The 23745-nt window shown below is 64.8% G+C and carries 22 protein-coding genes; 13 read left to right on the top strand and 9 right to left on the bottom strand.

The window, feature by feature from the left end; translation table 11 throughout:
• The first annotated feature begins 18 nt into the window (after positions 1–18).
• The 8 genes from glgC to M2341_RS12190 all read left to right on the top strand — a co-directional run bounded on the left by glgC (position 19) and on the right by M2341_RS12190 (position 11274).
• The gene (glgC, locus tag M2341_RS12225) at positions 19–1284 is read left to right on the top strand and encodes a glucose-1-phosphate adenylyltransferase (RefSeq protein WP_264570843.1); all 1266 of its coding nucleotides are present in this window, start codon (positions 19–21) and stop codon (positions 1282–1284) included.
• Positions 1285–1377: 93 nt separating this feature from the next.
• Complete coding sequence (glgA, locus tag M2341_RS12220) at positions 1378–2832, top strand: glycogen synthase GlgA (RefSeq protein ID WP_264585430.1); 1455 nt, start codon at positions 1378–1380, stop codon at positions 2830–2832.
• Positions 2829–4460 (top strand): alpha-D-glucose phosphate-specific phosphoglucomutase, encoded by a 1632-nt coding sequence (locus tag M2341_RS12215; protein WP_264585429.1) that lies wholly within the window; start codon positions 2829–2831, stop codon positions 4458–4460. Before glgA ends, M2341_RS12215 begins: the two co-directional genes overlap by 4 nt.
• A 38-nt stretch (positions 4461–4498) precedes the next feature.
• A complete protein-coding gene (gene glgX / locus M2341_RS12210; RefSeq protein WP_264585428.1) occupies positions 4499–6298 on the top strand; it encodes a glycogen debranching protein GlgX in 1800 nt (599 codons plus the stop codon).
• Positions 6299–6434: 136 nt separating this feature from the next.
• The gene (locus M2341_RS12205) at positions 6435–7349 is read left to right on the top strand and encodes an SDR family NAD(P)-dependent oxidoreductase (RefSeq protein WP_264585427.1); all 915 of its coding nucleotides are present in this window, start codon (positions 6435–6437) and stop codon (positions 7347–7349) included.
• Positions 7350–7423: 74 nt separating this feature from the next.
• Positions 7424–8197, top strand: coding sequence for a glutathione S-transferase family protein (locus M2341_RS12200; RefSeq protein ID WP_264585426.1), 774 nt, complete (start codon positions 7424–7426; stop codon positions 8195–8197).
• 45 nt (positions 8198–8242) lie between these two features.
• Positions 8243–9034 carry a glutathione S-transferase family protein gene (locus M2341_RS12195; protein WP_264585425.1) on the top strand — a complete coding sequence of 264 codons (792 nt, stop codon included), beginning with the start codon at positions 8243–8245 and terminating at the stop codon, positions 9032–9034.
• Positions 9035–9369: 335 nt separating this feature from the next.
• Positions 9370–11274, top strand: coding sequence for a TonB-dependent receptor (locus M2341_RS12190; protein WP_264585424.1), 1905 nt, complete (start codon positions 9370–9372; stop codon positions 11272–11274).
• 129 nt (positions 11275–11403) lie between these two features.
• On the opposite strand, the gene M2341_RS12185 is transcribed toward M2341_RS12190, so the two are convergent.
• Positions 11404–11535 (bottom strand): hypothetical protein, encoded by a 132-nt coding sequence (locus M2341_RS12185; RefSeq protein WP_264585423.1) that lies wholly within the window; start codon positions 11533–11535, stop codon positions 11404–11406.
• A 39-nt stretch (positions 11536–11574) separates the two neighbouring features.
• Between M2341_RS12185 and M2341_RS12180 the strand changes: the two genes are divergently transcribed.
• Entirely contained in the window at positions 11575–12099 is a 525-nt protein-coding gene (locus M2341_RS12180; protein ID WP_181560162.1) for a DUF2141 domain-containing protein, read from the top strand.
• A 37-nt stretch (positions 12100–12136) separates the two neighbouring features.
• Here M2341_RS12180 and M2341_RS12175 read toward each other — a convergent pair whose 3' ends face one another.
• From M2341_RS12175 to M2341_RS12150, 6 genes are all read right to left on the bottom strand, one after another.
• On the bottom strand, positions 12137–13330 hold the full coding sequence (locus M2341_RS12175; RefSeq protein WP_264585422.1) for a glycosyltransferase: 1194 nt from the start codon (positions 13328–13330) through the stop codon (positions 12137–12139).
• Between the two features lie 55 nt (positions 13331–13385).
• On the bottom strand, positions 13386–14324 hold the full coding sequence (locus tag M2341_RS12170) for a hypothetical protein (RefSeq protein WP_264585421.1): 939 nt from the start codon (positions 14322–14324) through the stop codon (positions 13386–13388).
• Between the two features lie 73 nt (positions 14325–14397).
• Complete coding sequence (locus tag M2341_RS12165; protein ID WP_264585420.1) at positions 14398–15522, bottom strand: glycosyltransferase; 1125 nt, start codon at positions 15520–15522, stop codon at positions 14398–14400.
• Positions 15522–16244 carry a DUF2334 domain-containing protein gene (locus tag M2341_RS12160; RefSeq protein ID WP_264585419.1) on the bottom strand — a complete coding sequence of 241 codons (723 nt, stop codon included), beginning with the start codon at positions 16242–16244 and terminating at the stop codon, positions 15522–15524. The genes M2341_RS12165 and M2341_RS12160 overlap by 1 nt, the downstream gene beginning before the upstream one ends.
• A 57-nt stretch (positions 16245–16301) precedes the next feature.
• Positions 16302–17669, bottom strand: coding sequence for a surface lipoprotein assembly modifier (locus M2341_RS12155; protein ID WP_264585418.1), 1368 nt, complete (start codon positions 17667–17669; stop codon positions 16302–16304).
• Between the two features lie 31 nt (positions 17670–17700).
• Complete coding sequence (locus M2341_RS12150) at positions 17701–19572, bottom strand: transferrin-binding protein-like solute binding protein (protein ID WP_264585417.1); 1872 nt, start codon at positions 19570–19572, stop codon at positions 17701–17703.
• 235 nt (positions 19573–19807) lie between these two features.
• On the opposite strand from M2341_RS12150, the gene M2341_RS12145 reads away from it, so the two are divergent.
• On the top strand, positions 19808–20002 hold the full coding sequence (locus M2341_RS12145; RefSeq protein WP_264585416.1) for a hypothetical protein: 195 nt from the start codon (positions 19808–19810) through the stop codon (positions 20000–20002).
• A 4-nt stretch (positions 20003–20006) separates the two neighbouring features.
• On the opposite strand, the gene M2341_RS12140 is transcribed toward M2341_RS12145, so the two are convergent.
• Positions 20007–21329: an MFS transporter gene (locus tag M2341_RS12140; protein ID WP_264585415.1), complete on the bottom strand. Its 1323-nt coding sequence runs from the start codon at positions 21327–21329 to the stop codon at positions 20007–20009.
• A gap of 104 nt (positions 21330–21433) precedes the next feature.
• Here M2341_RS12140 and pgsA point away from each other — a divergent pair, with 104 nt between their 5' ends.
• From pgsA to M2341_RS12125, 3 genes are read left to right on the top strand one after another with little or no spacing between them, the layout of a single operon-like run.
• On the top strand, positions 21434–22036 hold the full coding sequence (gene pgsA, locus M2341_RS12135; protein WP_413715497.1) for a CDP-diacylglycerol--glycerol-3-phosphate 3-phosphatidyltransferase: 603 nt from the start codon (positions 21434–21436) through the stop codon (positions 22034–22036).
• A gap of 2 nt (positions 22037–22038) precedes the next feature.
• Positions 22039–22299, top strand: coding sequence for a molybdopterin converting factor subunit 1 (gene moaD / locus M2341_RS12130; RefSeq protein WP_264585414.1), 261 nt, complete (start codon positions 22039–22041; stop codon positions 22297–22299).
• Entirely contained in the window at positions 22292–22771 is a 480-nt protein-coding gene (locus M2341_RS12125) for a molybdenum cofactor biosynthesis protein MoaE (RefSeq protein ID WP_264585413.1), read from the top strand. Before moaD ends, M2341_RS12125 begins: the two co-directional genes overlap by 8 nt.
• A gap of 12 nt (positions 22772–22783) precedes the next feature.
• On the opposite strand, the gene M2341_RS12120 is transcribed toward M2341_RS12125, so the two are convergent.
• Positions 22784–23713, bottom strand: a complete 930-nt coding sequence (locus tag M2341_RS12120) for a hydrogen peroxide-inducible genes activator (RefSeq protein WP_181560151.1) — start codon at positions 23711–23713, stop codon at positions 22784–22786.
• Positions 23714–23745: the final 32 nt, after the last annotated feature.

The following is a 23745-nucleotide window of genomic DNA, read 5'->3' as shown; positions in this document are numbered from 1 at the left end:
AGGAAGGAGTGGGAACAGGTGACACAAAGAGAAGGCCGCAAACAACCTCTGGCACGCGATGCGATGGCTTATGTCTTGGCCGGCGGGCGCGGCAGCCGCCTGATGGAACTGACCGACAATCGCGCGAAGCCTGCGGTCTATTTCGGCGGCATGTCCCGCATCATCGATTTCGCGCTCTCCAATGCGATTAATAGCGGCATCAGGCGCATCGGGGTGGCGACGCAGTACAAGGCCCACTCGCTCATCCGCCACATGCAGCGCGCCTGGAACTTCCTGCGTCCCGAGCGCAACGAGAGCTTCGACATCCTGCCCGCCTCGCAGCGCATCGACGAGTTTCACTGGTATGAGGGCACGGCCGACGCGGTGTTCCAGAACATCGACATCATCGCCAGCCACGCGCCCAAATATATCGTCATCCTGGCCGGCGATCACATCTACAAGATGGATTATGAGCTCATGCTGCAGCAGCATGTGCAGGAAAATGCCGATGTCACCGTCGGCTGCCTGGAAGTGCCGCGCATGCAGGCGACAGCCTTTGGCGTCATGCATGTCGATGACAAGGGCCAGATCACCAGCTTCCTCGAGAAGCCCGCCGACCCGCCAGCCATGCCCGGCAAGCCAGATGTCGCGCTCGCCTCGATGGGCATCTATGTCTTCACGACCGAATTTCTCTTCGAGCAACTCCGCCGCGATGCCGACGATCCGGAAAGCAAGCGCGATTTCGGCGGGGACATCATCCCCTATATCGTCAAGCACGGCAAAGCCGTCGCCCATCTGTTTTCATCGAGCGCGATCCGCGCCGCCGAGCAGATCGAGGAATATTGGCGCGATGTCGGCACGCTCGATGCGTATTGGGAAGCCAATATCGACCTGACCGACGTGGTGCCCAAGCTCAACATGTACGATCGCGACTGGCCGATCTGGACCGACCAGATCATCGCCGCGCCGGCCAAGTTCGTGCATGATGAGGAAGGCCGCCGGGGCATGGCGGTGAGTTCGCTCATCTCGCAGGATTGTATCGTCTCGGGCGCCGAGGCGCATCGCAGCCTGCTGTTCACCGGCGTGAAGATGGGCAGCTTCGCCAGCGTCAAGGAGGCGGTGATCCTGCCTTATTGCAACATCGGTCGCGGTGCGCGGCTCAAGCGGTGCATCATCGATAGCGGCGTCCGCATTCCGGAAGGTCTGGTCGTCGGCGAAGATCCGGGCCTGGACGGGCAGCGGTTTCGCCGCACGGAAAGCGGCATCTGTCTGATCACCAAGGCGATGATCGACCGGCTGGACTAGCGTCTAGGGCCGCGCGCAGCACTTGCGCGTGTCGAACCGGATTTTTCATCCTTTGCCTTAAGGCACGTCGCCGTCCATCGGGTTGTTACGAACATGACAGAGCTTTCCGTCCTCTCCGCCGCGTCCGAATGCTGGCCGCTCATCAAGACCGGCGGCCTTGCCGATGTGGCCGGGGCCTTGCCGGCGGCCGTGGCGCCGCATGGCGTGGCGATGACGCGCTTTCTGCCGGGCTACCCCTCCGTCTTGAAGGCCCTGCCGCGCAAGCGCACCGTCTTCCGCTATGACTCGCTGCTCGGCACGCCGGCGCGCATTCTCGCTGCCAAGCATGAGGGGCGCCCGCTGCTGGTGCTCGATGCCCCCGGCTTTTTCGAGCGCGATGGCGGACCCTATGCCGATGCCATGGGGCGGGACTGGCTGGACAACGGCCTGCGCTTTGCCGCCTTCGCCAAGGCCGCAGCCGATCTCGCCGCCGGGCGCGCAGGGCTCAAGCCGTTCGATGTGCTCCACGCGCATGATTGGCAGGCCGGGCTCGCGCCGGCCTATCTGGTCTATTCCGGTGATCCGGCGACCAGACCCGCCAGCGTGATGACCATCCACAACATGGCATTCCAAGGCTGGTTCGACGCGGCTTTCTTTGCCCGGCTGGACCTGCCGCCGGTCGCATGGTCGATCGAGGGCGTGGAATATCATGGAGGCGTGGGGATGCTGAAGGCGGGGCTGGTCCTCGCCGATGCGATCACCACCGTGAGTCCCGGCTATGCAGAGGAGATCCGGCGGCCCGAATTCGGCATGGGGCTGGAGGGGCTGGTCCTTGGCCGGCAGGACCGGATGCATGGCATCGTCAACGGCATCGATACCGCCGAGTGGAATCCGGCCAAGGATGCGGCGCTGGCCGCGCCGTTCACGGCGGATGACCTCTCCGGGCGCGTCGCGAACAAGCGCGCGGTCGAGGCTGCGTTTGGGCTGGAGAGCGGCGATGGCCCGCTGTTCGTCGTCATCACGCGGCTGACCTGGCAGAAGGGCATGGACGTGCTGCTGGAGGTGATCGATCACCTCGTTGGCCTCGGCGGCAGGCTCGCGGTGCTGGGCAGTGGCGATGCGGCGATCGAGGCCGGACTCCATGCCGCCGCCGGCCGCCACCCCGGTCGCGTCGGCATCCGCATCGGCTATGATGAGCCGCTCGCCCATCTGATGCAGGGCGGGGGCGATGCGATCCTCATTCCCTCCCGGTTCGAGCCCTGCGGTCTCACGCAGCTTTACGGTCTGGCTTATGGCTGCGTGCCGGTCGTCGCGCGCACCGGCGGGCTGGGCGATACGGTGATCGACGCCAATGAGGCTGCCATGAACGCGGGGGCAGCCACCGGCGTGCTGTTCTCGCCGGTCGATTATCAAGGCCTTGCAGCCGCGATCAGCCGCACGATCCGCCTTTATGGGGCGGGAGCGCGCTGGCAACAGATCCAGCAGGCGGGGATGAAAACGGACAATAGCTGGGGACGGAGCGGCGCTGCCTATGCTGCGCTCTACCGGCAACTCAAGGAGCAGAGATGACGATTACGCGCGTCCCCACTACGCCGTTCGAAGGCCAGAAGCCCGGCACATCCGGCCTGCGCAAGAAGGTGCGGGTGTTCCAGCAGGCCAATTATGCCGAGAATTTCGTCCAGTCGGTCTTCGATGCGATTGATGGCAAGGATGGCGCGCTACTCGTCGTTGGTGGCGACGGGCGCTATCATAACCGCACGGTCATCCAGCAGACGATCCGCATGGCCGCCGCCAATGGCTTTGCGAAGGTGATGGTGGGGCAGGGTGGCATCCTCTCGACGCCAGCCGCCAGCCACCTCATTCGCAAATATGGCGCGCTGGGCGGGCTCATCCTCTCCGCCAGCCACAATCCCGGCGGGCCAGACGAGGATTTCGGCATCAAGTATAATGTCTCCAATGGCGGGCCGGCGCCGGAGAAAGTGACCGAGGCGATCTACGCGCGCACGCAGACCATTAGCCAGTGGCAGATGGTGGAAGCGGGCGACATCGATCTCGATGCGCTGGGCACCGTCACGGTCGGCGGCATGGCGGTCGAGGTAGTCGATCCTGTGGCCGATTATGCCGATCTCATGGAGGAGCTGTTCGACTTCGCCGCCATTCGCGCCATGGCCGCTGGCGGTTTCACGCACGCCTTCGATGCGATGAGCGCGGTCACCGGCCCTTATGCGACCGAGATTTTCGAGCGACGCCTGGGCTTTGCGCCCGGCACCGTCCGCAATGGCACACCGCTGGAGGACTTTGGCCATCATCACCCGGACCCCAATCTCGTCCACGCCAAGGTGCTGTACGATCTGATGATGAGCGGGGACGCCCCCGATTTCGGCGCCGCGTCGGATGGCGATGGCGACCGCAACCTGATCATCGGCAAGGGGCGCTTCGTCACGCCGTCGGATTCGCTGGCGATGCTGGCGGCCAACGCCCATCTCGCCAAGGGCTATCGCGGCGGCCTCAAGGGCATTGCCCGCTCCATGCCGACCAGCGCGGCGGCGGATCGCGTGGCGGAAGCGCTCGGCATCCCGAGCTTCGAGACGCCGACCGGCTGGAAATTCTTCGGCAATCTGCTGGATGCCGGCATGGCGACCATCTGCGGCGAGGAAAGCGCCGGCACGGGCAGCGATCATGTCCGCGAGAAGGACGGGGTGTGGGCCGTGCTGCTCTGGCTCAACATCCTTGCCGAGCGGAAGATCAGCGTCGATGCCCTGGCCCGCGATCATTGGGCGCGCTTTGGCCGCAATTATTATGCGCGGCACGATTATGAAGGCATCGAGACGGAAAAGGCCAATGCGCTCATCGAAGCGCTGACGGCGGCGCTCCCCGCGCTGCCCGGTGCGCGCTTCGGCGCGCTCACCGTCGCGGCGGCGGACAGCTTCTCTTACGCCGATCCGGTCGATGGCTCGGTCAGTGCCAATCAGGGCCTGCGCGTGCTGTTCGAGGGCGGTTCGCGCGTGGTGTTTCGTCTCTCCGGCACGGGCACGGAAGGCGCGACGCTGCGCGTCTATCTGGAGCGTTACGAGCCGGTCGGCGGGGCGCTGGATGAAGAAACGCCCGCCATGCTGGCGGAGCTGATCGCGGCGGCGGAGGCCATTGCTTGTATCGCGCGCCACACGGGCCGCAATGCCCCGGATGTCGTGACATGAGGCGGCGCGCCTTTGCTTCGCAGGCGTTCAGGGCCTGAATGTACGGCGTTCACCTCACCCGCGAGGGGGCGACATTCTCCGTCTGGGCACCCGACGCCACTGCCGTCACTTTGTGCCTGTTCGACAATGACGGATGCGAGCATCGCCATGCCATGGCCCAACAGGGCGATGTCTGGCAGGCGCAGATTGCCGGGGTTGCCGCCGGCCAGCGTTATGGCTTTCGCGCCGACGGCCCATGGGCGCCGGAGCAGGGGCTGTGCTTCGATCCCGCCAAGCTGCTGGTCGATCCCTGGGCGAGCGCCATTGATCGGCCTTTTGTCTACGATCCCCAGCTTGCCGAGCGCGGCGTAGAGACGGCGCCGCTGGTGCCGCGCAGCGTCGTCACCGCGCCGTTCGCCGATCTCCCGCCGGCGCCGCCGCACTTTCGCAGGGGCGCCCTGATCTACGAGTTGAACGTGCGCGGTTTCACCATGCTGCACCCGGACGTGCCGCCCGCGCTGCGTGGCACGGTGGCGGCGCTTGCACACCCGGCGGTCATCGCGCATCTCCAGAAGCTGCATGTCGGCGCGATCGAACTGATGCCGATCGTCGCCTGGATCGATGAGCGGCATCTGGTCGCGCGTGGGTTGGCCAATGCCTGGGGCTACAACCCGATCGCGCCCATGGCCCTCGATCCCCGGCTTTGTCCCGGCGGCATGGCGGAATTGCGCGAAACGGTGGCGTGCCTGCACCAGGCCGGCATCGGCGTCATTCTCGACCTTGTGTTCAACCACACTGGTGAGAGCGACCGGATCGGGCCGACCCTGTCGATGCGCGGCTTGGGCGAGCGGAGCTATTATGCGCTGGAGGCCGATGGCAACCTCGTCAACGTCGCCGGCACCGGCAACACGCTTGACTTTACTCAGCCTGCCGTGCGGGCGCTCACGCTGGAGACGTTGCGGCGCTTCGTGCGCGAGGCGGGCGTGGATGGCTTCCGCTTCGATCTCGCGCCGGTGCTGGCGCGCGGCCCGGCCTTCGACCCGCAGGCGCCAATCTTCGATGAGATCGCGCGCGACCCTTGGCTGGCGGATCGGGTTCTGATCGCAGAGCCATGGGATATCGGCGCGGACGGCTATCAGCTCGGCCGCTTTCCTGAGAGTTGGCTGGAGTGGAACGACCGGTATCGCGACGATGTGCGCCGCTTCTGGCGTGGCGACGGCGGGATCGGCGCGTTCGTCACGCGCCTCGCCGGATCATCGGATATCTTCGGCAAGCCGAGCCGGAGCGTCAATTTTCTGGCGTCTCATGACGGCTTCACGCTCGCCGATACCGTGGCGTATGTCCATCGCCACAATCTCGCCAATGGTGAGCATAATTGCGACGGGCATGGCGAGAATTTCAGCTGGAATCACGGTGTCGAGGGGCCGAGTGACGATCCCGCCGTGATCGCGGCGCGCGGGGATGATCTGCGGGCCTTGCTTGCGACGCTCTTTGCCTCGTCAGGCACGATCATGCTGACGGCCGGCGATGAATTTGGCCGGACCCAGCAGGGCAATAACAACGCATACGCGCAGGATAATCCGCTCTCCTGGATTGCCTGGCACGATCGCGATACCGCACTGGAAGCCTTTGCCTGCGCGCTCTCCGCCGCGCGCGCGGCGGATCTCGATGCGTTTGAGACATTTCCCGAGCCGGGACGCTGGTCGCGGGCGGACGGGGCGGATATGAGCGTTGCCGACTGGGAATCGGCCAAGACCGGCTTCGTCCATTATGAGGCGGACTTGCCCAACGGTCGCCGCTTCACGCTCCTCGTCGACCGCGCGCAGCGGCGACTCATTGTTGACATTGTCCGGCATTGAGTGAAAACCGGGCGCGGAATGGGGAATCATTCCGCGCAAAGCGAAGGGCCGGCGGCCTTGCGCAGCAGCACGGAACACCCTGATGGGCATAACAGGTCAGTCTCCCGTCGGATGACCGGAGCGAGGAGTGGATTGCATGAAGGATTTAAAGGGCCAGCTGGCTTTCATCACCGGTGGCGCTTCGGGTGCCGGCTTCGGCCAGGCAACCGTTTTCGGACGCGCCGGCGCTGAGATTGTTATTGCCGATGTGCGCGCGGAAGCTATCGACGTCGCCCTTGAGAAGCTGCGGGCAGAGGGCATCCGCGCCCACGGCATCAAGCTCGATATCATGGACCGCGACGCCTATGCGAAGGCAGCGGACGAGGTCGAATCCGTTTTCGGGCGCGCACCGACGATCCTGTCCAACACCGCTGGCGTCAACAGCTTTGGGCCGATCGAGAAGACGACCTATGATGACTTTGACTGGATTGTCGGCGTCAATCTCGGCGGCGTCATCAACGGCATGGTCACCTTCGTCCCGCGCATGATCGCGGCCGGCGTGCCGGGGCATATCGTGACCGTGTCCTCGCTCGGCGGGTTCATGGGCAGCGCGCTGGCCGGTCCTTATTCGGCGGCAAAGGCGGCCAGCATCAACCTGATGGAAGGCTACCGGCAGGGTCTGGCGCAATATGATATTGGCGTCTCGGTCTGCACGCCGGCCAATATCCGCTCCAACATTGCCGAGGCGAGCCGCCTGCGTCCTGAGAAGTTCGGGTCGAGCGGCTATGTCGAGAATGACGATTCCATCGCCTCCCTGCACTCGATCCACCAGCACGGGCTCGATCCCGAGAAGCTGGGCGAGGCGATCATGAGGGGCATTCAAGAAAACGCGCTCTACATCATTCCCTATCCGGAAGTGCGCGAGGGGCTGGAGAAACATTTCCAGGCGATCATCGAGTCCGTCGCGCCGATCGAGAGCGACCCGGAGGGCGCGCGTCTGCGCACCGAGGCGTTGATCAACTGGGGTCGCGACCGCACGCGCGTCTTCGCCGACGGCAAGAAGGGCGAATAATCGCATTGCGCGATCGAATTGCGCTGGGGCGCCATGCGGAGCCATGGTTGCGCTAAGAACTATCGGAGAGAGACATGACCCTCAAATTGTACAGCTTTGGCCCCGGCGCCAATTCGCTCAAGCCGCTCGCGACGCTCTATGAGAAGAGCCTCGAATTCGAGCCGGTGTTCGTGGACCCGGCCAAATTCGAGCAGCATTCGGACTGGTTCAAGAAGATCAACCCGCGCGGCCAGGTGCCGGCGCTCTGGCATGATGGCCAGGTCGTCACCGAATCCACCGTGATCTGCGAATATCTTGAAGACGTGTTTCCGGAAGCCGGCACATCGCTGCGCCCCGCCGATCCGTTCAAGCGCGCGGAAATGCGCGTGTGGACCAAGTGGGTGGACGAGTATTTCTGCTGGTGCGTCTCCACCATCGGCTGGGCATTCGGCATCAAGGCGATCGCCCAGAAGATGACCGACGAGGAGTTCGAGGATCATGTCACCAACAAGGTGACCATTCCCGAGCAGCAGGTGAAGTGGCGCCGCGCCCGCAACGGGTTCCCGCAGGAAATGCTGGACGAGGAGTTCCGCAAGGTCGGCGTGTCGGTCCAGCGGCTGGAGGAGACGCTCTCCAAGCAGGATTATCTGGTCGACAGCGGCTTCAGCCTGGCGGACATCTGCAATTTCGCCATTGCCAATGGCCTGCAGCGTCCCGGCGGCTTTTTCGGCGACTATGTGAACGAGCAGAAGACGCCCGGCCTGTGCGACTGGCTGGCGCGCATCAACGAGCGTCCGGCGATCAAGGCGATGTTCGAGAAGGCCAAGAGCGAGGATCTGCTCAAGGCCAAGCCGCAGCCCGCCGCCTGAACCGGGCGGCGGTCATACATCAAGGATAAGAAGGCGGACCGGGCAATGACGCAGGATCTCACTATCTACCACATTCCCGGCTGCCCCTTCTCGGAGCGCATCGAGATCATGATGTCGCTCAAGGGCGTGGCGCTGAAGGATGTCGAGATCGACATCTCCAAGCCGCGCCCGGACTGGCTGCTGGCAAAGAGCGGCGGCACCACGGCGCTGCCGCTGCTCGATGTAGAGAATGGCGAGAGCCTCAAGGAGAGCATGGTCATCCTGCGCTATCTTGAGCAGCGATACCCGCAGCCTGCCGTCGCGCATCCCGACCCGTTCCACCACGCCGTCGAGGGAATGCTGGCGGAGCTGTCCGGCCCGTTCTCGGGCGCGGGTTACCGCATGATCCTCAACCGCGATGCGGACAAGCGTGAGGACATGCGCGCGGCTGTGGACGCGGAGTTCGGCAAGGTGGATGCTTTCCTGCGCCGCTACGCCACCGGCGCGGACTTTCTGTTCGAGGATCGCTTCGGCTGGGCGGAGGTCGCCTTCACGCCGATGTTCAAGCGGCTGTGGTTCCTCGAATATTACGAAGATTATGCGGTGCCCGCCCAGTTCGACCGGGTGTTGCGCTGGCGCGCAGCCTGCGTCGCGCATCCGGCCGCCCAGCACCGCAGCCATGAAGAGCTGATCAAGCTCTATTATGATTACAGCCAGGGCGGGGGCAACGGCCGCATTCCCGAAGGGCGCGCCATCTCCAGCTTCTCCCCGGATTTCGACTGGCGCAACCGCCCCATGCCTCCCCGAGACAAATGGGGGCGCCCCGCGACCGATAAAGAGCTGGGCCTTGCCGCTTAACGCGCAAATTCCTTAGCAGGCTATGATCTGATTGCCACATCCCTCATGCTTTCTTGGCAAGGTGCATCTTCGGGCCATGACATGAGGAATTGTTAACCATAATGAGGGACTTGGCCTGTGGGAGCGAGCAGGCCGGTCGGCTTCCCGAGAGCCGGTGTGGGTATCGCCTTGGGGGATCTGGTTTGTCACGCCGCAAGTGGCTGATCTTTGGATATGCGTGTCTGGCCGGTGCAGCTGTGCCAGCGGCGGCACAGGGGCAGCCTGCAGACCAATCGCGCGGCTCCGTTTACGAGGCCGCTTTTTTTAGCCCCTCCGCACCCAGCAATGCGCTGGAGATGATCTCCCTGGTGCCCGGCTTCACGCTGGACGAGGGCGATGCCGAGATTCGCGGTTTTCGGCAGGCGGCAGGCAATGTCGTGATCAATGGCCGACGGCCCAATGCCAAGAGCGAGACGCTCGGCACGCTGCTCTCGCGCATACCCGCCGCCCGCGTCGTCCGCATCGAACTTGCCTCGGGCGATCGGTTCGGGACGGACTATGCCGGTCGCGCGCTGGTCGCCAATGTCGTGCTGTCGCAGGAGGGCGGGCTTGCAGCGACAGCCGAGGCGACCTTGCGCCGGGAATATCGCGGCGCGATCCTTCCTGAAGGCAGCATCTCCGCGCTGTGGAATCGGGGCGCATCGACCTTCAACGTCGCACTCGCCGTAAAAAATGCTGCGACATCGGAGGAGGGGTTCGACCAGCTGGTCGCGCTGCCCGGCGGGGCCGAGCAGGAGTATCGCGAGAAGTTCAGCCGCTTCCGCAATCCCCAGCCCTCCGGCTCTGTGCGGTGGACGTTGAACGAGGGGGAGCATCGCACGGTCAATCTCAGCGCCAGTCTCAACCTCAATTATGATGACCTGACGCAAAGCAGTTTCGTGCAATCCGCTGACGGATCCGAGCGCAACGACGCCCTTGTGCAGCGTTGGTTTACCCGCACCATGGAAGTGAGCGGCGACATCACCCGGCCGCTCGGTTCTGGTGGCATCAAGCTGCTCGGTCTGGCCTCCCGGCGATATCGCAGCCTGCGCGATCAGGCGACCGAGGCCAGTCTGGCAGGGGACGATCTGGGCGGCCTCTTTCAGAATCAGCACGACTGGCGGGACGAGACGCTGGCGCGCGTGAGCTGGAGCGGCACGGCATTCTCCGGCTGGACGGTCGAGACAGGCGTGGAGGGCGTCCGCACCCGGCTGGATGGCCAAGTGGATCTGTTTTCCGTCGATCCCGATGGAGCGGTCACTGTCTATGATCTGCCTGTCAGCCATGCCGTGGTGACGGAGGATCGCGGCGAGGCCTTCGCCAATGCGGGCCGGCCACTGTCATCCCGGCTGCGGATCGATTTGGGCCTTGCCTATGAACGCTCGCGCCTCAGCGTAAGGGGCGATGTCAGCGCCCGTCGGACTCTCGATTTCGTCAAGCCCAAGATCGCGCTGGATTGGCGCCACGGCGCCTGGCACAGCCAGATCAGCGCCGAACGGACCGTGGCCCAGCTCGATTTCGAGGATTTCGTCAGCGCCGCGGAGCTATCGGCGGACCGGGTGAACAGCGGCAATCCCGATCTCCTCCCGCAGCGGGCCTGGGAGTTCAAGCTGAGCGTCGATCGCGCTTTGCCCCGAGACGGGCGCATCACGCTCGATCTGGGCTATGATTTCATTGCCAAGGTTCAGGACCGCGTGCCGACGCCGGAGGGCTTCGATGCACCGGGCAATCTGGGCGACGGCACCCAGTTCAGCGCGGCGGCCAATATCGATCTGCCGCTCTCCCGGCTGGGCGTCAAAGGCGGGCGGCTCACCCTTTATGGCTCCTACATCGATACCTCCGTGCGGGATCCGTACACGCTGCGCTACCGCCCCTTTTCCGGCTATGCGCCCTTCTACTACGAGGCGCGCTTCCGGCAGGATCTGGGCCGCTTCGCCTGGGGCACGAGCATGACCGGCAATAGCGGGTCGGACAGCTATCGGATCGACGAGGTGGACTTCAACCGGGGGATCGCGCCCAATGTCGCCGCCTTTGTCGAATATCGCCCGAATCCTCGTTGGACGGTGACCCTCGGCAGCGAAAACCTGCTGGATGGCGGCAAGCGGCGCGTGCGCGACTTCTACGATCCGGACCGGCGCTCGCTGATGCCCTATGAGCGCGAGCTGCGGCATCGCGAGAGTCACCTGGTCGCATATCTGACCATCAAGCGCAGCATCCGGTAGCCGCTCCAACAAGGGGCGAACAAGGGCCGATCCATCCTGTGTTCAGGCGCATCATGCCATGGATCTTTCAGGTCGGCGCGGCATTGTAACGGTTCACGGACGCGCTGACGCTGTAACTGTCCGTGCCAGTCAGGCATTGCCGAGCCGGATGATGTCATGCAGATAGGCTTTCAGCTTGTCGCAACGGGCGTCTGCGCCCTTGTCGGTACCGGCTTTGAGCCGGGCCTTTGGTAGTTTGAGCCAGTGCGGATCCCGCGCCATGCGGTGCGGGCTCTGCCCGGTGCAGGAGAATGAGTGCTGATGACACTGAGTGTGTTGCTTGCCGCGGCGGCGGCCGCAGGATCGCCGCAATATATCCCGTCCAGCCCCACGCTGGGGATGGCCGAAGGGCGCTGCCGCGCTAATGAAAGCGGCCCGGCCTATATGATCAACATCAACGGGCTGAAGGACCGTCAGGGTCTGGTTCGCGTTGAGCTTTATCCCAATAGTGACGAGGATTTCCTCGCCGACGACAATGTCCTGCTCATGGCGGGCAAGCCCTTCCGTCGCGCCGAGATGAAGGTGCCGGCCAGCGGCCCGGTCGTGCTCTGCATCCGCGCGCCGAGCGCGGGCACCTACACGCTGAGCCTGCTGCACGATCGCGATTCCAACCGCAAGCTCGGCCTGTCGGTAGATGGCGTCGCTTTTCCGGGTGATCCCAAGCTGTGCTGGGGCCAGCCCAAGGGCCGCGATGCGCGGGCGACCGTCGGCAACGGCCCGACCACGATTAACGTCACCATGCAGTATCGTCGCAGTCTGGTCTGCTTTGGCCCGCTGAAGAAGTAGCGGCAAGGGGGAGGGCTGGGCTAGCCGCCCTCGCGAGTCAGGCCGCCAGCGTGCCCGTCCGTCGCACGACGGGGTTGTCGACGAGCTGCTGATAATAAGCGAACAGATCGGCGAAATGCTCGTCGATGGTGCGCACATGTTGCGCATAATGGAGGGCTTTGGCGCGCACCTCTTCCTTGGGCGTGGCAATGAAGTCCAGGATCGCCTTGGCTGCGGCTGTTGGATCGGCTGACTTGTACAGCCACCCTTCGCACAAGCGGGCGTGATCCGCCGCGCCGCCACGATCCGGCATGATAAGGGGCAGGCCGGCCGCGCGCGCCTCACCGCCAACGGTGCAGAACACCTCCGCTTCGCAGCCATGGATCAGGGCATCGCAGCTGGCGAAAAGACGCGCGACTGCCTGCCTGTCCGAGATTGGTGAGAGCAGATGGACGTGCGGGATTTGCGCGGCGGCGCGGGCCACACGCGCGCGATCGCGCCCATCGCCGGCAATCACGAGGCCGACCGGCGCCTTGTTCCCCGCCATGGTCACGGCCTGGATCACCATAGGCCAGCGCTTCTCCGGGCCGTGCCGCCCAGCCCCCAGCAGCAGCGTTGCTTCGGGCGGCAGGTCGCAGCGCGCAAGGAGGCGAGCGCGCAGGTCTTCATCACGAAAGTCCGGAGAGAAAATGCCGGGCTGGACGCCCATGGGGTTGGTCACGACCCGTTTCATCCCACCCGCCAGCAGGCGATTGGTCTGGTCTTCGCCAGTCGTGATCGAGCCGTCGAACAGCTGGTCCATCCGCTTGAGGTGACGCCAGAACATGCCGAAAGCGCGGTCAATGGCCGGACGAGGCAGGAAAGGATCGAACCAGCGATAGGCATAAGCCGACATGGGATCGGCATGCATCACCAGCGCTCGCGGTGCTTTGCCTGGCCACTCGCCAACAAAGCGGGCGCTGCGCCAGGGCGAGGAGCATTCGACGACGTGGGGCTCGAGTTGGCTCAGCGTATCGTGCAACGTGTCGACGTCGCGGAAATAATGGTAACGCCGGTCCAGCGGAAATTGAGGGTTTTCCAGGTAGATGATCCGGGCATTGGGGCCATGATCCTCAACGCGGAAACCCGGCCCTGGGGCGATCACCACCACTTCATGCCCCGCCGCAGGTCCGGCGAGAAGCTTGCGATCGATGTAGGTTTTTACGCCACCGCCATAGGGCGTGTAGAAGGCGGCGACATCCACAATGCGCATGGATGTCACCCGGCGCGGGCGCACATGGCGTCCACCTTGTCGCGCGATCCTGCCATCAGGCCCGCTTTTCTTTTCTGCCAACCCTGATCGTGGCGAGATCACCGATGGCCAGCACCGCACCGATGACGAGATGGGTCAGCAGGATAAGGGTGGTGATGAGCGCGATGAGAATGTGGATCTCGCTGTCTTGCCCGACCGCGAACACGGCGACCGCTGCGAAGATGATATCCTTGTTGCTGATCAGCGGCAGGCGCGAGAGCAGCATCCGCACGGTGGCCAGCACCAGCCACCAGCCCAGCGCCACGTCCGGCAGGGCTAGGCTCCACACCACCGCGAGCAGGACGTTGCCGACCAGCAGTCGCGCGAAATGCAGGCCGGAAATGGCCCAGAGTTGCGTGCGCGTCAGGCTGAAGATGCGCTTGCTGAACACGAAGACCAGCAGGGAGACGACCATGATGACGCCGACCGATGCGGCCAGGGCGGAACTGGTGATGCCGAGGTTCAGGCTCTTCGCATAAGGATAGACCAAGGCCATCATCGCAAGCGTGAAGATGTTGGACACCACGGCGGAGAGGATCGCGACGTCCTTGACGGCGCCGAAAGGCGAGCCCTCCATTTTGATCTTCTTGCGGGCCCAGCTGTAGAAATAGGCCTCACCGAGATAGTCTACGATCAGCTCGTTGGTGACGTTCTTGCGCGCAAGGGCGATGAGGCCTTCGCCCGGAATATGCCAGAGCCAGCGGAAGATGGTGAAATCGAAGGCCAGGCCGGTGAAATAATAGCCGAAAAAGGCGACCCAGAACAACGGATCGGCCGGGATGGTCTGCAACAGATCGTCAAGGCGGAACGAGCGGAACTGCCAGATGACAACCGCAAGAATGGCAATGGACAGCGCCGGGGTGATCCACACCCACCACGAGGTCTGGCGGACAGGAAGCGGGATCGGGTCTTTGGAAGGATCGTCGCTCGACGGAGCAGGGGCTGGTGTCTGCATGTGTGTTTGCTTACTTGATAAGGCCCGATCGCGTCCGCGCTGCGGATAGCAACAATCTGGCCGGGGTCAAAGTCTATTTCCCCACAACACGGCGGAAGAGGGCGATCCACTTCTCTAGCGTCGCCTCCATCGTGAACAGCGATGCACGCGCGCGCATGGCGGATATCTGCGGCTTCTGGTCGCACACGCGGTCCATGGCGGCGGCGAGAGCCGAGACATCCTTGATCGGAACCAGCGTGCCCACATCCTCCATCATCATCGGCATGGCGATGGTGCAATCCGTCGCGACGATGGGGATCGCGGCGGCCAGCGCTTCCGCGACCACTGCGGGCACGCCTTCGAAGTCCGAGGAGAGGATGAAGGCATCGGCTTGCGCAAACCAGGGGTCGACAGGGTTGTGATGGCCGGGAAGGCTAAGCTGCGTGGCGACGCCGAGCGCTTGCGCCTTGGCTTCCAGCGCGGCGCGGAGCGGGCCTTCGCCCACAATCGTCAGCCGGTCGTCCGGCTGCGCGATCCGCGCGAACGCATCCAGCAGCAGCTCGAAGTTCTTTTGCGGGAAGAGGCGCCCCACGCCGAGGAAATGCCGGCCCGGGTGATTGCGGGGCGTGGCGTCGCGCAGACTGGCCAGACGCTGCGCCACCGCCGCCGTCATCGAGGCATTGTGAATGATGCCGATCCGCTCGGGCGGGACTCCCATCTCGGTTTCGATCTCGTCACGAACCGGCGGCGCCATTGCGACGACAGCCGCATAGATATGGCTGTGGCTGTGCATGATGAACCGGCTCAGCCGCCGCCGCAGCGGGCTGCTGTGGCGCTCGTCGAGGCTGTTGCTCGGGCGCAGCACAATGGGCGGGCAGCTCTTGCCAAGGACGAGCCGGGTGACCGCAGCCACCGCCATCAGCCCGTTGCTGGGGAAGAACAGCACATCGGGCTTTAACCGCCGCACGATGCCGGGCAGCTTGAGCATCATCCACAGGCTCTCGGTCTCGATCCGCGCGAGCCGGCCCCGGGGCGGGATGATATAGGGGACGTCCGGCGCCTCTTCCTGCAGCCGGCCTTCCCACCGGCCAAGCGCGATGCGGGCATCGAGCCCAGCCTCTCGCCAGGCCTTGGTAAAGCGCAGCAGATCGCGCTCGACCCCGCCCGGTTCGAGGCTGTGGAGCACGCTCAGGACGAGCAACGGCCGTGGCTCAGCCATCAGGCGGCAAGATCCGCATAGCGCGCGGGCGTGTGGGTGCGCATGAACTTGCTGTAGGTCGCGTCGATGCTGTCGAGCAAAGCGGGTACGGTCGTGTCCGGCGGATGCACCGCGATGCGGGCATTGGGCAGCGTCCAGGGCGCGGCGCGGGCGGCGGCGGCGACCATCAGCGAACTGGCGATCCGTCCCTTCGTGCGGCTGGCCCAAGTGATCACAGGCCCCTTGGCGACGACGCGGCCCGTTTCCGGCTGCCAGACCTTGAGATGATCCTCGGCGAGCGGGAAGCCGCAATCGGCGAGCGCCTGCAGGCTGTCCTGCGAGTAGAGCCAGGCCGGGGCGATGAACCCGGTGACGGGCCGGCCGATGGCGTCCTCCACGATCGGGCGACCACGCTCCAGCCGGCGACGCGCTTCCTCCCGCGAGAGCTGCGCGAACTCACCGGCGCCGGCCGTCATGTGCTTCTGCATGAAGCCCTTTTCGCGGGCATCGTCGCGGTGGCACCAGCCGTGCAGGAACATTTCCACCCCGGCATCGGCCCAACGGCGCAATTTGCCGGCAAAGGCGGCATTGCCGGCGAGCGGCGCCTTGTCTTCGAAATCGGGCACCACCAGCATGGCGATGCGCGGACCACCGAGCAGGCCGCTGAGGCGGTCGAACAGCGCATCGACTTCGCTTTCAAAATGCGGCGTCACATCATGGATCGAGGCGAGCAAACGAGGCATGGGCGAGCCGTTACACCCTTTCCCGCGCGCCGTCACGCCCCACCGCATGGGGCAGAGTCAGAAGGCGCGGGTGATGCCCAGATCCGCGGTCGTGCGCCGATAATCGTAGATGCCGACCGTCGAGATATTGCGCTCATAGGCCAGCCGCACGACCGGCGAGAAGCCTGCCACCTCGATCTGGCGGAAGGTCGCGCCGACCGATCCGCGCAGAAACCACTCCTTGCGGCGCTCCGGGAACAGAGCCAGCCGGGCATCGGCTTCGAGCCGCCGCACCGTGGCATTGGCGAACAGGGTCGTTCGGCCCATGTCCCGCCAGCCGAGCAAGGTCGCCCCGCCCGAGGCGGTCGCATAGCCGGGATCGCGCGCGGTCTGCCGCGTGCCGCTCAGCTGAATGCCGACGCCGCTGCGGGCAGACAGCGCGCGCTCGATGCCGGCGCTCAGATTGTAGAGCGCGCCATCCTGCAGGGCGTTGCGATTGTAATGGGACCGGCCGTAGGAAAAGCCGACATCGCTTTGCGCCCGCCGCCCGATGCGCTGCGTCCAGCGGAGATCGGCCGTCTCCGTGCGAGCATAAGCCTTGCCGCCATAAGTGCGCCAGGTGACGCCGGCAGAAGGCATGAGGCGGCTGCGGCCGTGCTGCCACTCCAGCCCCAGCAGGGCACTGCCGGAAAGGTCGTTGAACTGACTGGCGCGATAGAAGGTGCCATCGCCCGAGAGCCGCGGCACCAGCGTCAGTCCCTGGCCCAGCCCGACACGGGCATAGACCTGCCCTGAGAGGCGCAGGCCAATGCCCGATTGCTCCCGCGCATCCTCATCCAGCGTGAGCGGGGCGATGACCGTATCCAGCTCCTTGGCATCGGTGGCGCGGTTGATGTTGCTGTCCGGCGCCATGGCCAGCTCGAAATTGCCGCCGAAGTGCCGGTTGGAGCGCAGTGCCGCGGCGAACCGATCCACCACCTGCTGCACGTCCGGCGGCAAGCCATTGGCTTGCGCCTGCCGCAATTGCTGGCGGGCGCGGCTTTCATCGCCCATCGCCGCCAGCACGCGCGCGAGTTCCAGCCGCACGCGGGTCGCGCCCGGCTCCTCATCCAAGATAGAGCGGAAGGCGAGGGCGGCATCGGTCTGCCGGCCCTGCTCATCGAGCATCATGCCCAGGCGAAAGCGCGCTTCGGAGCGGACCTTGAGATCGGGATCGCGGGCGAGCGCACGATAGATGGTCTCGGCATCCTCCAGCCGCCCCGCGACGCGCGCCTGATCGGCGAGGTCGAACAGCTGCGCGGCATTGAGGCCGGAGATGGACCGGGCGTCTTGGGAAACAGTCGGCGTGCTGCCAGCGGGCGGTTGGGCCTGAGCCTGCGCTTCCAGTGGGGCATGCAGGCACAGGCCTGGAATCAGCCCCAGCCAGCTCAGTCGTCGCAATGTCATGGCAGGCCCTTGCCGGTGCGCTATGGACAAATCAATTGGTGCGTTTGCCCACCGTCGCGCCGCTTAGATAATATGTGCTGCTGGTATCGCCCGGCGCGGTCTGGAAGCCGAAGGTGCCGCCGATCTCCGTCGCTGTCGGGCCGTAGAGAGCCCCCTCGAAGAAGCCGAGATAGGCATTGCTGCCGTTCACGACGTCCGCCGTCAGTCCGGCGTCGATGTCCATGACTCCGCGGTCGAAGGTAAACGTGCCGAAATTGCGGGTGCTGCCGTCGAAATTGCTCTTGCCGATCGGGTTGAGCGAGCCGGTAAATGTGCCGGCGCCGAAATTGACGGCGAAGTTGCTCGTTCCGCTCAGCGCATAGGTCGCGCCGCCGCCGAACTGCGCCGCCGTGCCGCGAATGATGCCCGTGAAGCTGCCCGATCCGGTCGGGATCTGGAAGCCGTTGGTGCGGATTCCCCAGGCGAACCAGCGGTCGAGCCGGTCGCTGCCCGGTGCTTGCGCGCGCTCCCACCGGCCGAAGCTCGCATAGCTGAGCGCAATGGCGGTGTTGCCCGCGCCGGCCTTGTTGAGCGAGAGCGTGTAGGACAGGCCATCCCCGCCGGTGATCTTGTAGACCGCGAGCGCATTCGAGGAGGCCGCCGAGTCCAGGCTGGCGGAGCCGAATGTCGTGTCGATGCCCCGGTCGCTATCCTGATAACGGTAGCTGCCTTGCGCGGCGTTGTAGGTGAACAGCCCGTTGGAGCGCAGCAGCGCTGCATTGTTCGCGCTGTTTCCGCTGCCCGTATCGGTCAGGCGGAGCTGGCTGAACCGGTGCTCGAAGCTGTCGTCGAACTGCAGGGCGGTGAGCGACATGTTCAGCCCGGCCACCGTGCTGTCCTGCCGGCCCAGCATATAGCCGGCGGTCACCTCGCCATCGGCGCTGTAGAGATACCAGGTCGCGCCAACTTCCTCGCCATTGGGGCCGTAGAAGCGGCCGTCCCAACCGCCGTTGAAGCGCTTGCCATCATCCATGAAGAAGTTGCCGGAAAAGGCGGTGGTACCGCTGGTCAGCGCTGCCTCACCGAAATAGGCGCCGATGCCCTTGATGAGGCCGGTGTCCACGTCAATCGTGGTCAGCACGCCGCTGCTGGTCAGGGCGCCGCTCTGGAAGTCGATCTGCAGGGCGCCGCTCCCCGCGACCGCAAAGGGAGAATCGATCGCCCGCGCACCGACGAGGCTCACGGCATAACGCCCGGTGCCGGATGGCTGGAGCTGGCCGGCAGGCGTCTGGATGCCATAAGTGAACGGATCATAGGTGAAGTCGAGGGTGTTACCGGAGACCGTGGCGCGCTCCCACGCGCCGCCGCCGACATAACGATAGGTGAGTTCTCCCGATGTGCCGGGCCGTGTCAGCGTCAGCGCCTCGCTGGTCGTGCCGAGCTTCTGGAAGCTGATAAACGCCGGGGATCCGGACGCGACCAGATCGGCTGGGGCGAAGGTGGCGCTGCGGTTGGCCGTGGCGATGGAATAGCTCTGCGTGGCGGCGTTATAGGAGATCGAGAGCGTGCCCCGGGCCGACTGGCCATTCTCGACCGGCCGCTCATCGGCATAGAAGCGCCCGGAAAGATTGCCGCCATTGCTGGTGAACGTCTGGCTCTGCAGCGGCCCCATCAGGCTCGTATTCGGCCCGGCAATCGGGTTCGGGCTGGGGGCGGGCGCCGGGGTCGGGGTGGGGGTCGGCGTGGGCGTCGGCGTAGGTGTCGGCGTGGGGGTAGGCGTCGGGGCCGGCGTCGGTGTCGGGGTGGCCGTGGGAGTCGGCGTAGGAGTCGGCGTGGAATTGACGCCGCCCGCTCCACCGCCTCCGCAGGCGGTGGTCAGAAGAGTGATGAGGAGGGGCGTGGCCCACTTGCTCTGCTTGACCATGACGGGGCGAAACTCCGGATTAATGAGCGCGAGACGGTTCGAGGGTTCGTGTCCGGACGTTGGCCAAATATAATTGATGAAAAGTTTATCATCTTGGAACTGGGTCCGTTTTTGAGACGGTTGGAGGCGAAGTCGGTAAAATTTCACCGCAAATTTGCGCTTCGGGGTGCCGCATGGCGCGTTAACCATCTTCCGGGCTTCCCTGTCGGGTCAGAATGGTTAACAGTTCTTAACTATGAGAGGCGCCCCCGTTCTGACTCACGAAGAGGCGAGACATCCGTTTCGCCAGTCGCTTCCCCGCCATGTGTTCCGGCCTGCGCCGGACGCGACGTCGCAAGCCCGGTCAGCGCCGGACGAAGACAAGGACTGGAAGTTGTTTGTGCTGAGCTTCGCGGCGTTCTTTACGGTCGCCTACACGTTCATCGTGTGAGGACTCAGCGGCCGCCGGCTTCCCGCGCGGCTGCCAGGTCCGCTTCACACGCCCGGTGAAGCTTCAGCGCCAGCAGGGCGCAGATGCCGCACATGCCGCACATAATAAGCAGTGCTTCCCGGTTGCTTAGGCCCGCGCTGGTCGCGGCCATGATGACGAGCGCGCCGAACACCATCGCGCCTGAGTTGACGACATTGTTGGCGGCGACCGTCCGGGCGGTCTGGTCCTTGCTCACTGTGGTGGTGAGGAAGGCGTAGAGCGGCACGACGAACATGCCGCCGAACGTCGCGATGCCGAACAAAGCGATCACGATGCGCCAGCTATGTGGTGCGGCGAGAAAATCGCGGACCGTATAGAGCGTATCGGCAGGCGCGCGCACCCAGTCGCCGGAAGCATAGGAGAAGAACCAGATGAAGCCGGCCATCATCAGCACGGAGATGGGCGAGTAACGGGCCGAGACGACGCCACCGAGCAGGCGGTTGACCGCCACCGAGCCCACCGCCACGCCGATCGAGAAGATCGCGAGGAACATGCTCGCCACTTCCTTGGTCGCGGTGAACTCGTTCTTCACCAGCGGCGGGAAGATGATGACCAGCACCGTGGCGATCATCCAGAAGAAGCTGATCGACATGATCGCCAGGAACAGGCGGCGGATGTGCATGGTTGCCGAGATCAGGCGCCAGGAGGCCCGGAAGATATTGTAATCCATGTCGATCGGCGGCCCGACGCGCGGGGCGGGCGGCACCATGCGGCCCGAGAGGTAGCCGATCATCGCGATGATGAGGACGCCGCACGCCGCGGCGGTAGGGCTGATCCAGCCCGCGACGATCGTCCCGGTCAGAATGGCGATATAGGTGCCGGCTTCGACGAGCCCCGTCCCGCCGAGCACCTGATCCCGCTCCAGATGCTGAGGGAGAATCGCATATTTGATCGGCCCGAAGAAGGTCGAGTGAACGCCCATCGCCAGCAATGCGGTCAGCATGAGGCCAACGCCGGTCATCGGGTGCCGCGCGCTCACCAGCAGGCCGGCCGCACCGACCGTCATGATCAGGATTTCCGCGAGCTTGACCGTGCGGATGATCCTGGACTTGTCGATATTGTCCGCAAGCTGGCCGGAGAGCGCCGAGAGCAGGAAGAAGGGCAGCACGAACAGCCCGGTCGCGACCGCATTGAACGCCGATTCCTGCTGCGGGTCCTGAAACACGCCATAGGTCGCGAACAGGATCATCGCAGTCTTGAAGAGATTATCGTTGAAGGCCCCGAGGAACTGAGTGACGAACAGGGGCAGAAACTTCCGGTGGCCGAGCAGCCGCAGGGATGCCTGCATAAGTGCGTGAACTCTTGTGATCCGGCCGGACTCGTGCCGTCGCCGGGCTTCTAGCGGCGAAATGGGCAGGTGAAAAGACATTGGATGCCGCATCGTGCAGCCCCTTGTCTGCGCTGAACGGCTGTGGCACCCGCATTGTCGTGAAGTTCTTGCCAAACATTCTGACCCTCTCGCGGATTCTCGCGGTGCCCCTGCTCGTCGCCCTTTTGTGGCCGGCCGAGTCTGTCCACGCCTGGCGCCTCGGCTATCTCGCGGCTTTCGGGCTCTACTGCCTGATGGGCATCACCGATTATTTCGATGGCTATCTCGCCCGCGCGCAGGGCACGGTCTCCAAGCTGGGCGTGTTTCTCGATCCGATCGCGGACAAGATCATGATCGGCGCGGTGATTCTCATCCTGTGTGCCAACCAGAACATCAACGGCGTCCATATCATCGCGGCGCTGGTGATCCTGCTGCGGGAGATTGCGGTCTCCGGCCTGCGGGAGTTTCTCGCGGGCCTGCGGATTTCCGTCCCGGTGTCGCGCCTCGCCAAGTGGAAGACGGCGTTTCAGCTTGTTTCACTGGGTGCGCTCATTCTGGCGGGCGGATTGCCGCACATTGCGTTCATCCAGCTTGCCGGCCTCGTCACCTTGTGGGCGGCAGCGTTGCTGACCTTGCTCACCGGCTGGGATTATCTGCGCGCCGGCCTCAAGCACATGACGGTCTGATCATGGCCGACATCACGATTCTCTATTTCGCCTGGGTGCGCGAGCGGATCGGTCTGGACGAAGAGCAGCAGCCCGTGCCCTCGCCCGATACGACCGTGGCGCAGCTTCTCGATGCCCTGTCAGCCGGCAGCGCCGGCCATGCGGCGGCCTTTGCGGACAGGGCGTGTCTGCGCGCGGCGCTGGACCAGAAGTTTGTGCCCTTGGACACTGCCGTCGGCCAGGCGCGCGAGCTGGCGATCTTTCCGCCCGTGACCGGTGGCTGACGCCACGCCCTCGATCTCGCTGAGCGTCACGGCGGAGGATTTCGATCCCGGTCGTGAGTTGGCTCGGCTGGAAGGGCTGGATGGTGGCGGGATCGCGAGCTTTACTGGGCTGGTACGCGATGATGGCGGGCTGCGCGCGCTCCGGCTCGAGCATTATCCCGCGATGACGCAAGCACAGATCGGAGCGGTGGTCGAAGAGGCCTGCGCCCGCTGGCCGTTGCTCGGCGTGACGGTCATCCACCGGTTCGGCGAACTGCCGGTTGGCGCGCGGATCGTCTTCGTCGGCACCGCCTCCGCCCACCGGGTCGCCGCGCTCGAATCCTGTGCGTTTCTCATCGACTGGCTGAAAGTCTCAGCGCCTTTCTGGAAGCAGGAAATCCGGCATGACGGCTCGGCCGGCTGGGTCGAGGCGAAAGGTGCCGACGACGCGCGCGCGGCGATCTGGCGGCAGGGGCGGCTGGACCCGATCTGACGGCCGCCGCGCTCAGGCGGCCTCAGCTGTCTCCTGCTGGCTGGTCGCGGCGTTGCGCAGAATGTCCGCCATCAATCGGAAGTCGGCTTCCCGTGGCGAGTTGCGCCGCCAGACCAGGGCGATCTCGCGATGGGCGCTCGGCGACTGGATCGGCCGCGCAGTGATCTTGGTGTTGGCAAGAATGCCGCCCCTTATCGCCATGTCCGGCAGCAAGGTCAGGCCCAGACCATTATCGACCATCTGCACCAGCGTATGCAGCGACGTGCCCGTGATGGTCGCCTCGGTGCGCAGCTCCGCGCGGTTGCAAGCAGCCAGCGCATGTTCCTTCAGGCAGTGGCCATCCTCCAGCAGCAGCAGGCGGTTGCCGTCGATCATCTCGGGCGTGATCAGGGCCGGCGGATCGCGTGGATCGTCCTTGGGGAAGGCGACGAACAGTGCATCGTCGAACAGCACCTCGATTTCCGCATCGCCGCAGGGAAAGGGCAGGGCGAGCAGCACGCAATCGGCATGGCCGTGGCGCAACGAGTCGAGCGCCGCATGGCTGGTTTCCTCGCGCAGATAAAGCTGCAGCGCCGGGCGCTCCTCGCGCAGTCTGGGCAGCAGCCGGGGGAGGAGAAACGGCGCGATGGTGGGGATGACGCTCATCCGCAATTCGCCGACCAGTGGCGTGCCGGATGCCTGCGCGATAGCGGCCAGTTCTTCGGCCTCGCGCAGCACCCGGTGGGCTTTGGTGACGATGCGGTCGCCCAGCGCCGTGAAGCGCACGATACGGCGGGTCCGCTCGACCAAGGTGACGCCGATCAGCGATTCAAGTTCGCGAATGCCGGCGGAGAGCGTCGACTGGGTGACGAAGCACGCATCCGCCGCACGCCCGAAGTGGCCATGTTCCTTCAGCGCAACCAGATATTGGAGCTGCTTGAGGGTCGGCATGTAGATCGACATTGATCGCCCTTTCCGCTGGAAAGGGGCAATTT

It is taken from the genome of Sphingobium sp. B7D2B (assembly GCF_025961895.1).
Classification (GTDB): domain Bacteria; phylum Pseudomonadota; class Alphaproteobacteria; order Sphingomonadales; family Sphingomonadaceae; genus Sphingobium.
This window is presented reverse-complemented; position numbering and strand designations above follow the sequence as displayed.

What these genes read in the sequence shown, in the direction of transcription:
- M2341_RS12215 (WP_264585429.1), top strand. Translation starts at nt 2,829, where the DNA reads ATGACGATTACGCGCGTCCCCACTACGCCGTTCGAAGGCCAGAAGCCC.
- M2341_RS12170 (WP_264585421.1), bottom strand. Translation starts at nt 14,324, where the DNA reads ATGCAGACACCAGCCCCTGCTCCGTCGAGCGACGATCCTTCCAAAGAC.
- M2341_RS12165 (WP_264585420.1), bottom strand. Translation starts at nt 15,522, where the DNA reads ATGGCTGAGCCACGGCCGTTGCTCGTCCTGAGCGTGCTCCACAGCCTC.
- M2341_RS12150 (WP_264585417.1), bottom strand. Translation starts at nt 19,572, where the DNA reads ATGGTCAAGCAGAGCAAGTGGGCCACGCCCCTCCTCATCACTCTTCTG.
- M2341_RS12155 (WP_264585418.1), bottom strand. Translation starts at nt 17,669, where the DNA reads ATGACATTGCGACGACTGAGCTGGCTGGGGCTGATTCCAGGCCTGTGC.
- M2341_RS12140 (WP_264585415.1), bottom strand. Translation starts at nt 21,329, where the DNA reads ATGCAGGCATCCCTGCGGCTGCTCGGCCACCGGAAGTTTCTGCCCCTG.
- M2341_RS12175 (WP_264585422.1), bottom strand. Translation starts at nt 13,330, where the DNA reads ATGCGCATTGTGGATGTCGCCGCCTTCTACACGCCCTATGGCGGTGGC.
- M2341_RS12160 (WP_264585419.1), bottom strand. Translation starts at nt 16,244, where the DNA reads ATGCCTCGTTTGCTCGCCTCGATCCATGATGTGACGCCGCATTTTGAA.
- M2341_RS12200 (WP_264585426.1), top strand. Translation starts at nt 7,424, where the DNA reads ATGACCCTCAAATTGTACAGCTTTGGCCCCGGCGCCAATTCGCTCAAG.
- M2341_RS12120 (WP_181560151.1), bottom strand. Translation starts at nt 23,713, where the DNA reads ATGTCGATCTACATGCCGACCCTCAAGCAGCTCCAATATCTGGTTGCG.
- M2341_RS12195 (WP_264585425.1), top strand. Translation starts at nt 8,243, where the DNA reads ATGACGCAGGATCTCACTATCTACCACATTCCCGGCTGCCCCTTCTCG.
- glgX (WP_264585428.1), top strand. Translation starts at nt 4,499, where the DNA reads ATGTACGGCGTTCACCTCACCCGCGAGGGGGCGACATTCTCCGTCTGG.
- M2341_RS12185 (WP_264585423.1), bottom strand. Translation starts at nt 11,535, where the DNA reads ATGGCGCGGGATCCGCACTGGCTCAAACTACCAAAGGCCCGGCTCAAA.
- moaD (WP_264585414.1), top strand. Translation starts at nt 22,039, where the DNA reads ATGGCCGACATCACGATTCTCTATTTCGCCTGGGTGCGCGAGCGGATC.
- M2341_RS12190 (WP_264585424.1), top strand. Translation starts at nt 9,370, where the DNA reads ATGATCTCCCTGGTGCCCGGCTTCACGCTGGACGAGGGCGATGCCGAG.
- M2341_RS12205 (WP_264585427.1), top strand. Translation starts at nt 6,435, where the DNA reads ATGAAGGATTTAAAGGGCCAGCTGGCTTTCATCACCGGTGGCGCTTCG.
- M2341_RS12145 (WP_264585416.1), top strand. Translation starts at nt 19,808, where the DNA reads ATGAGAGGCGCCCCCGTTCTGACTCACGAAGAGGCGAGACATCCGTTT.
- M2341_RS12180 (WP_181560162.1), top strand. Translation starts at nt 11,575, where the DNA reads ATGACACTGAGTGTGTTGCTTGCCGCGGCGGCGGCCGCAGGATCGCCG.
- glgA (WP_264585430.1), top strand. Translation starts at nt 1,378, where the DNA reads ATGACAGAGCTTTCCGTCCTCTCCGCCGCGTCCGAATGCTGGCCGCTC.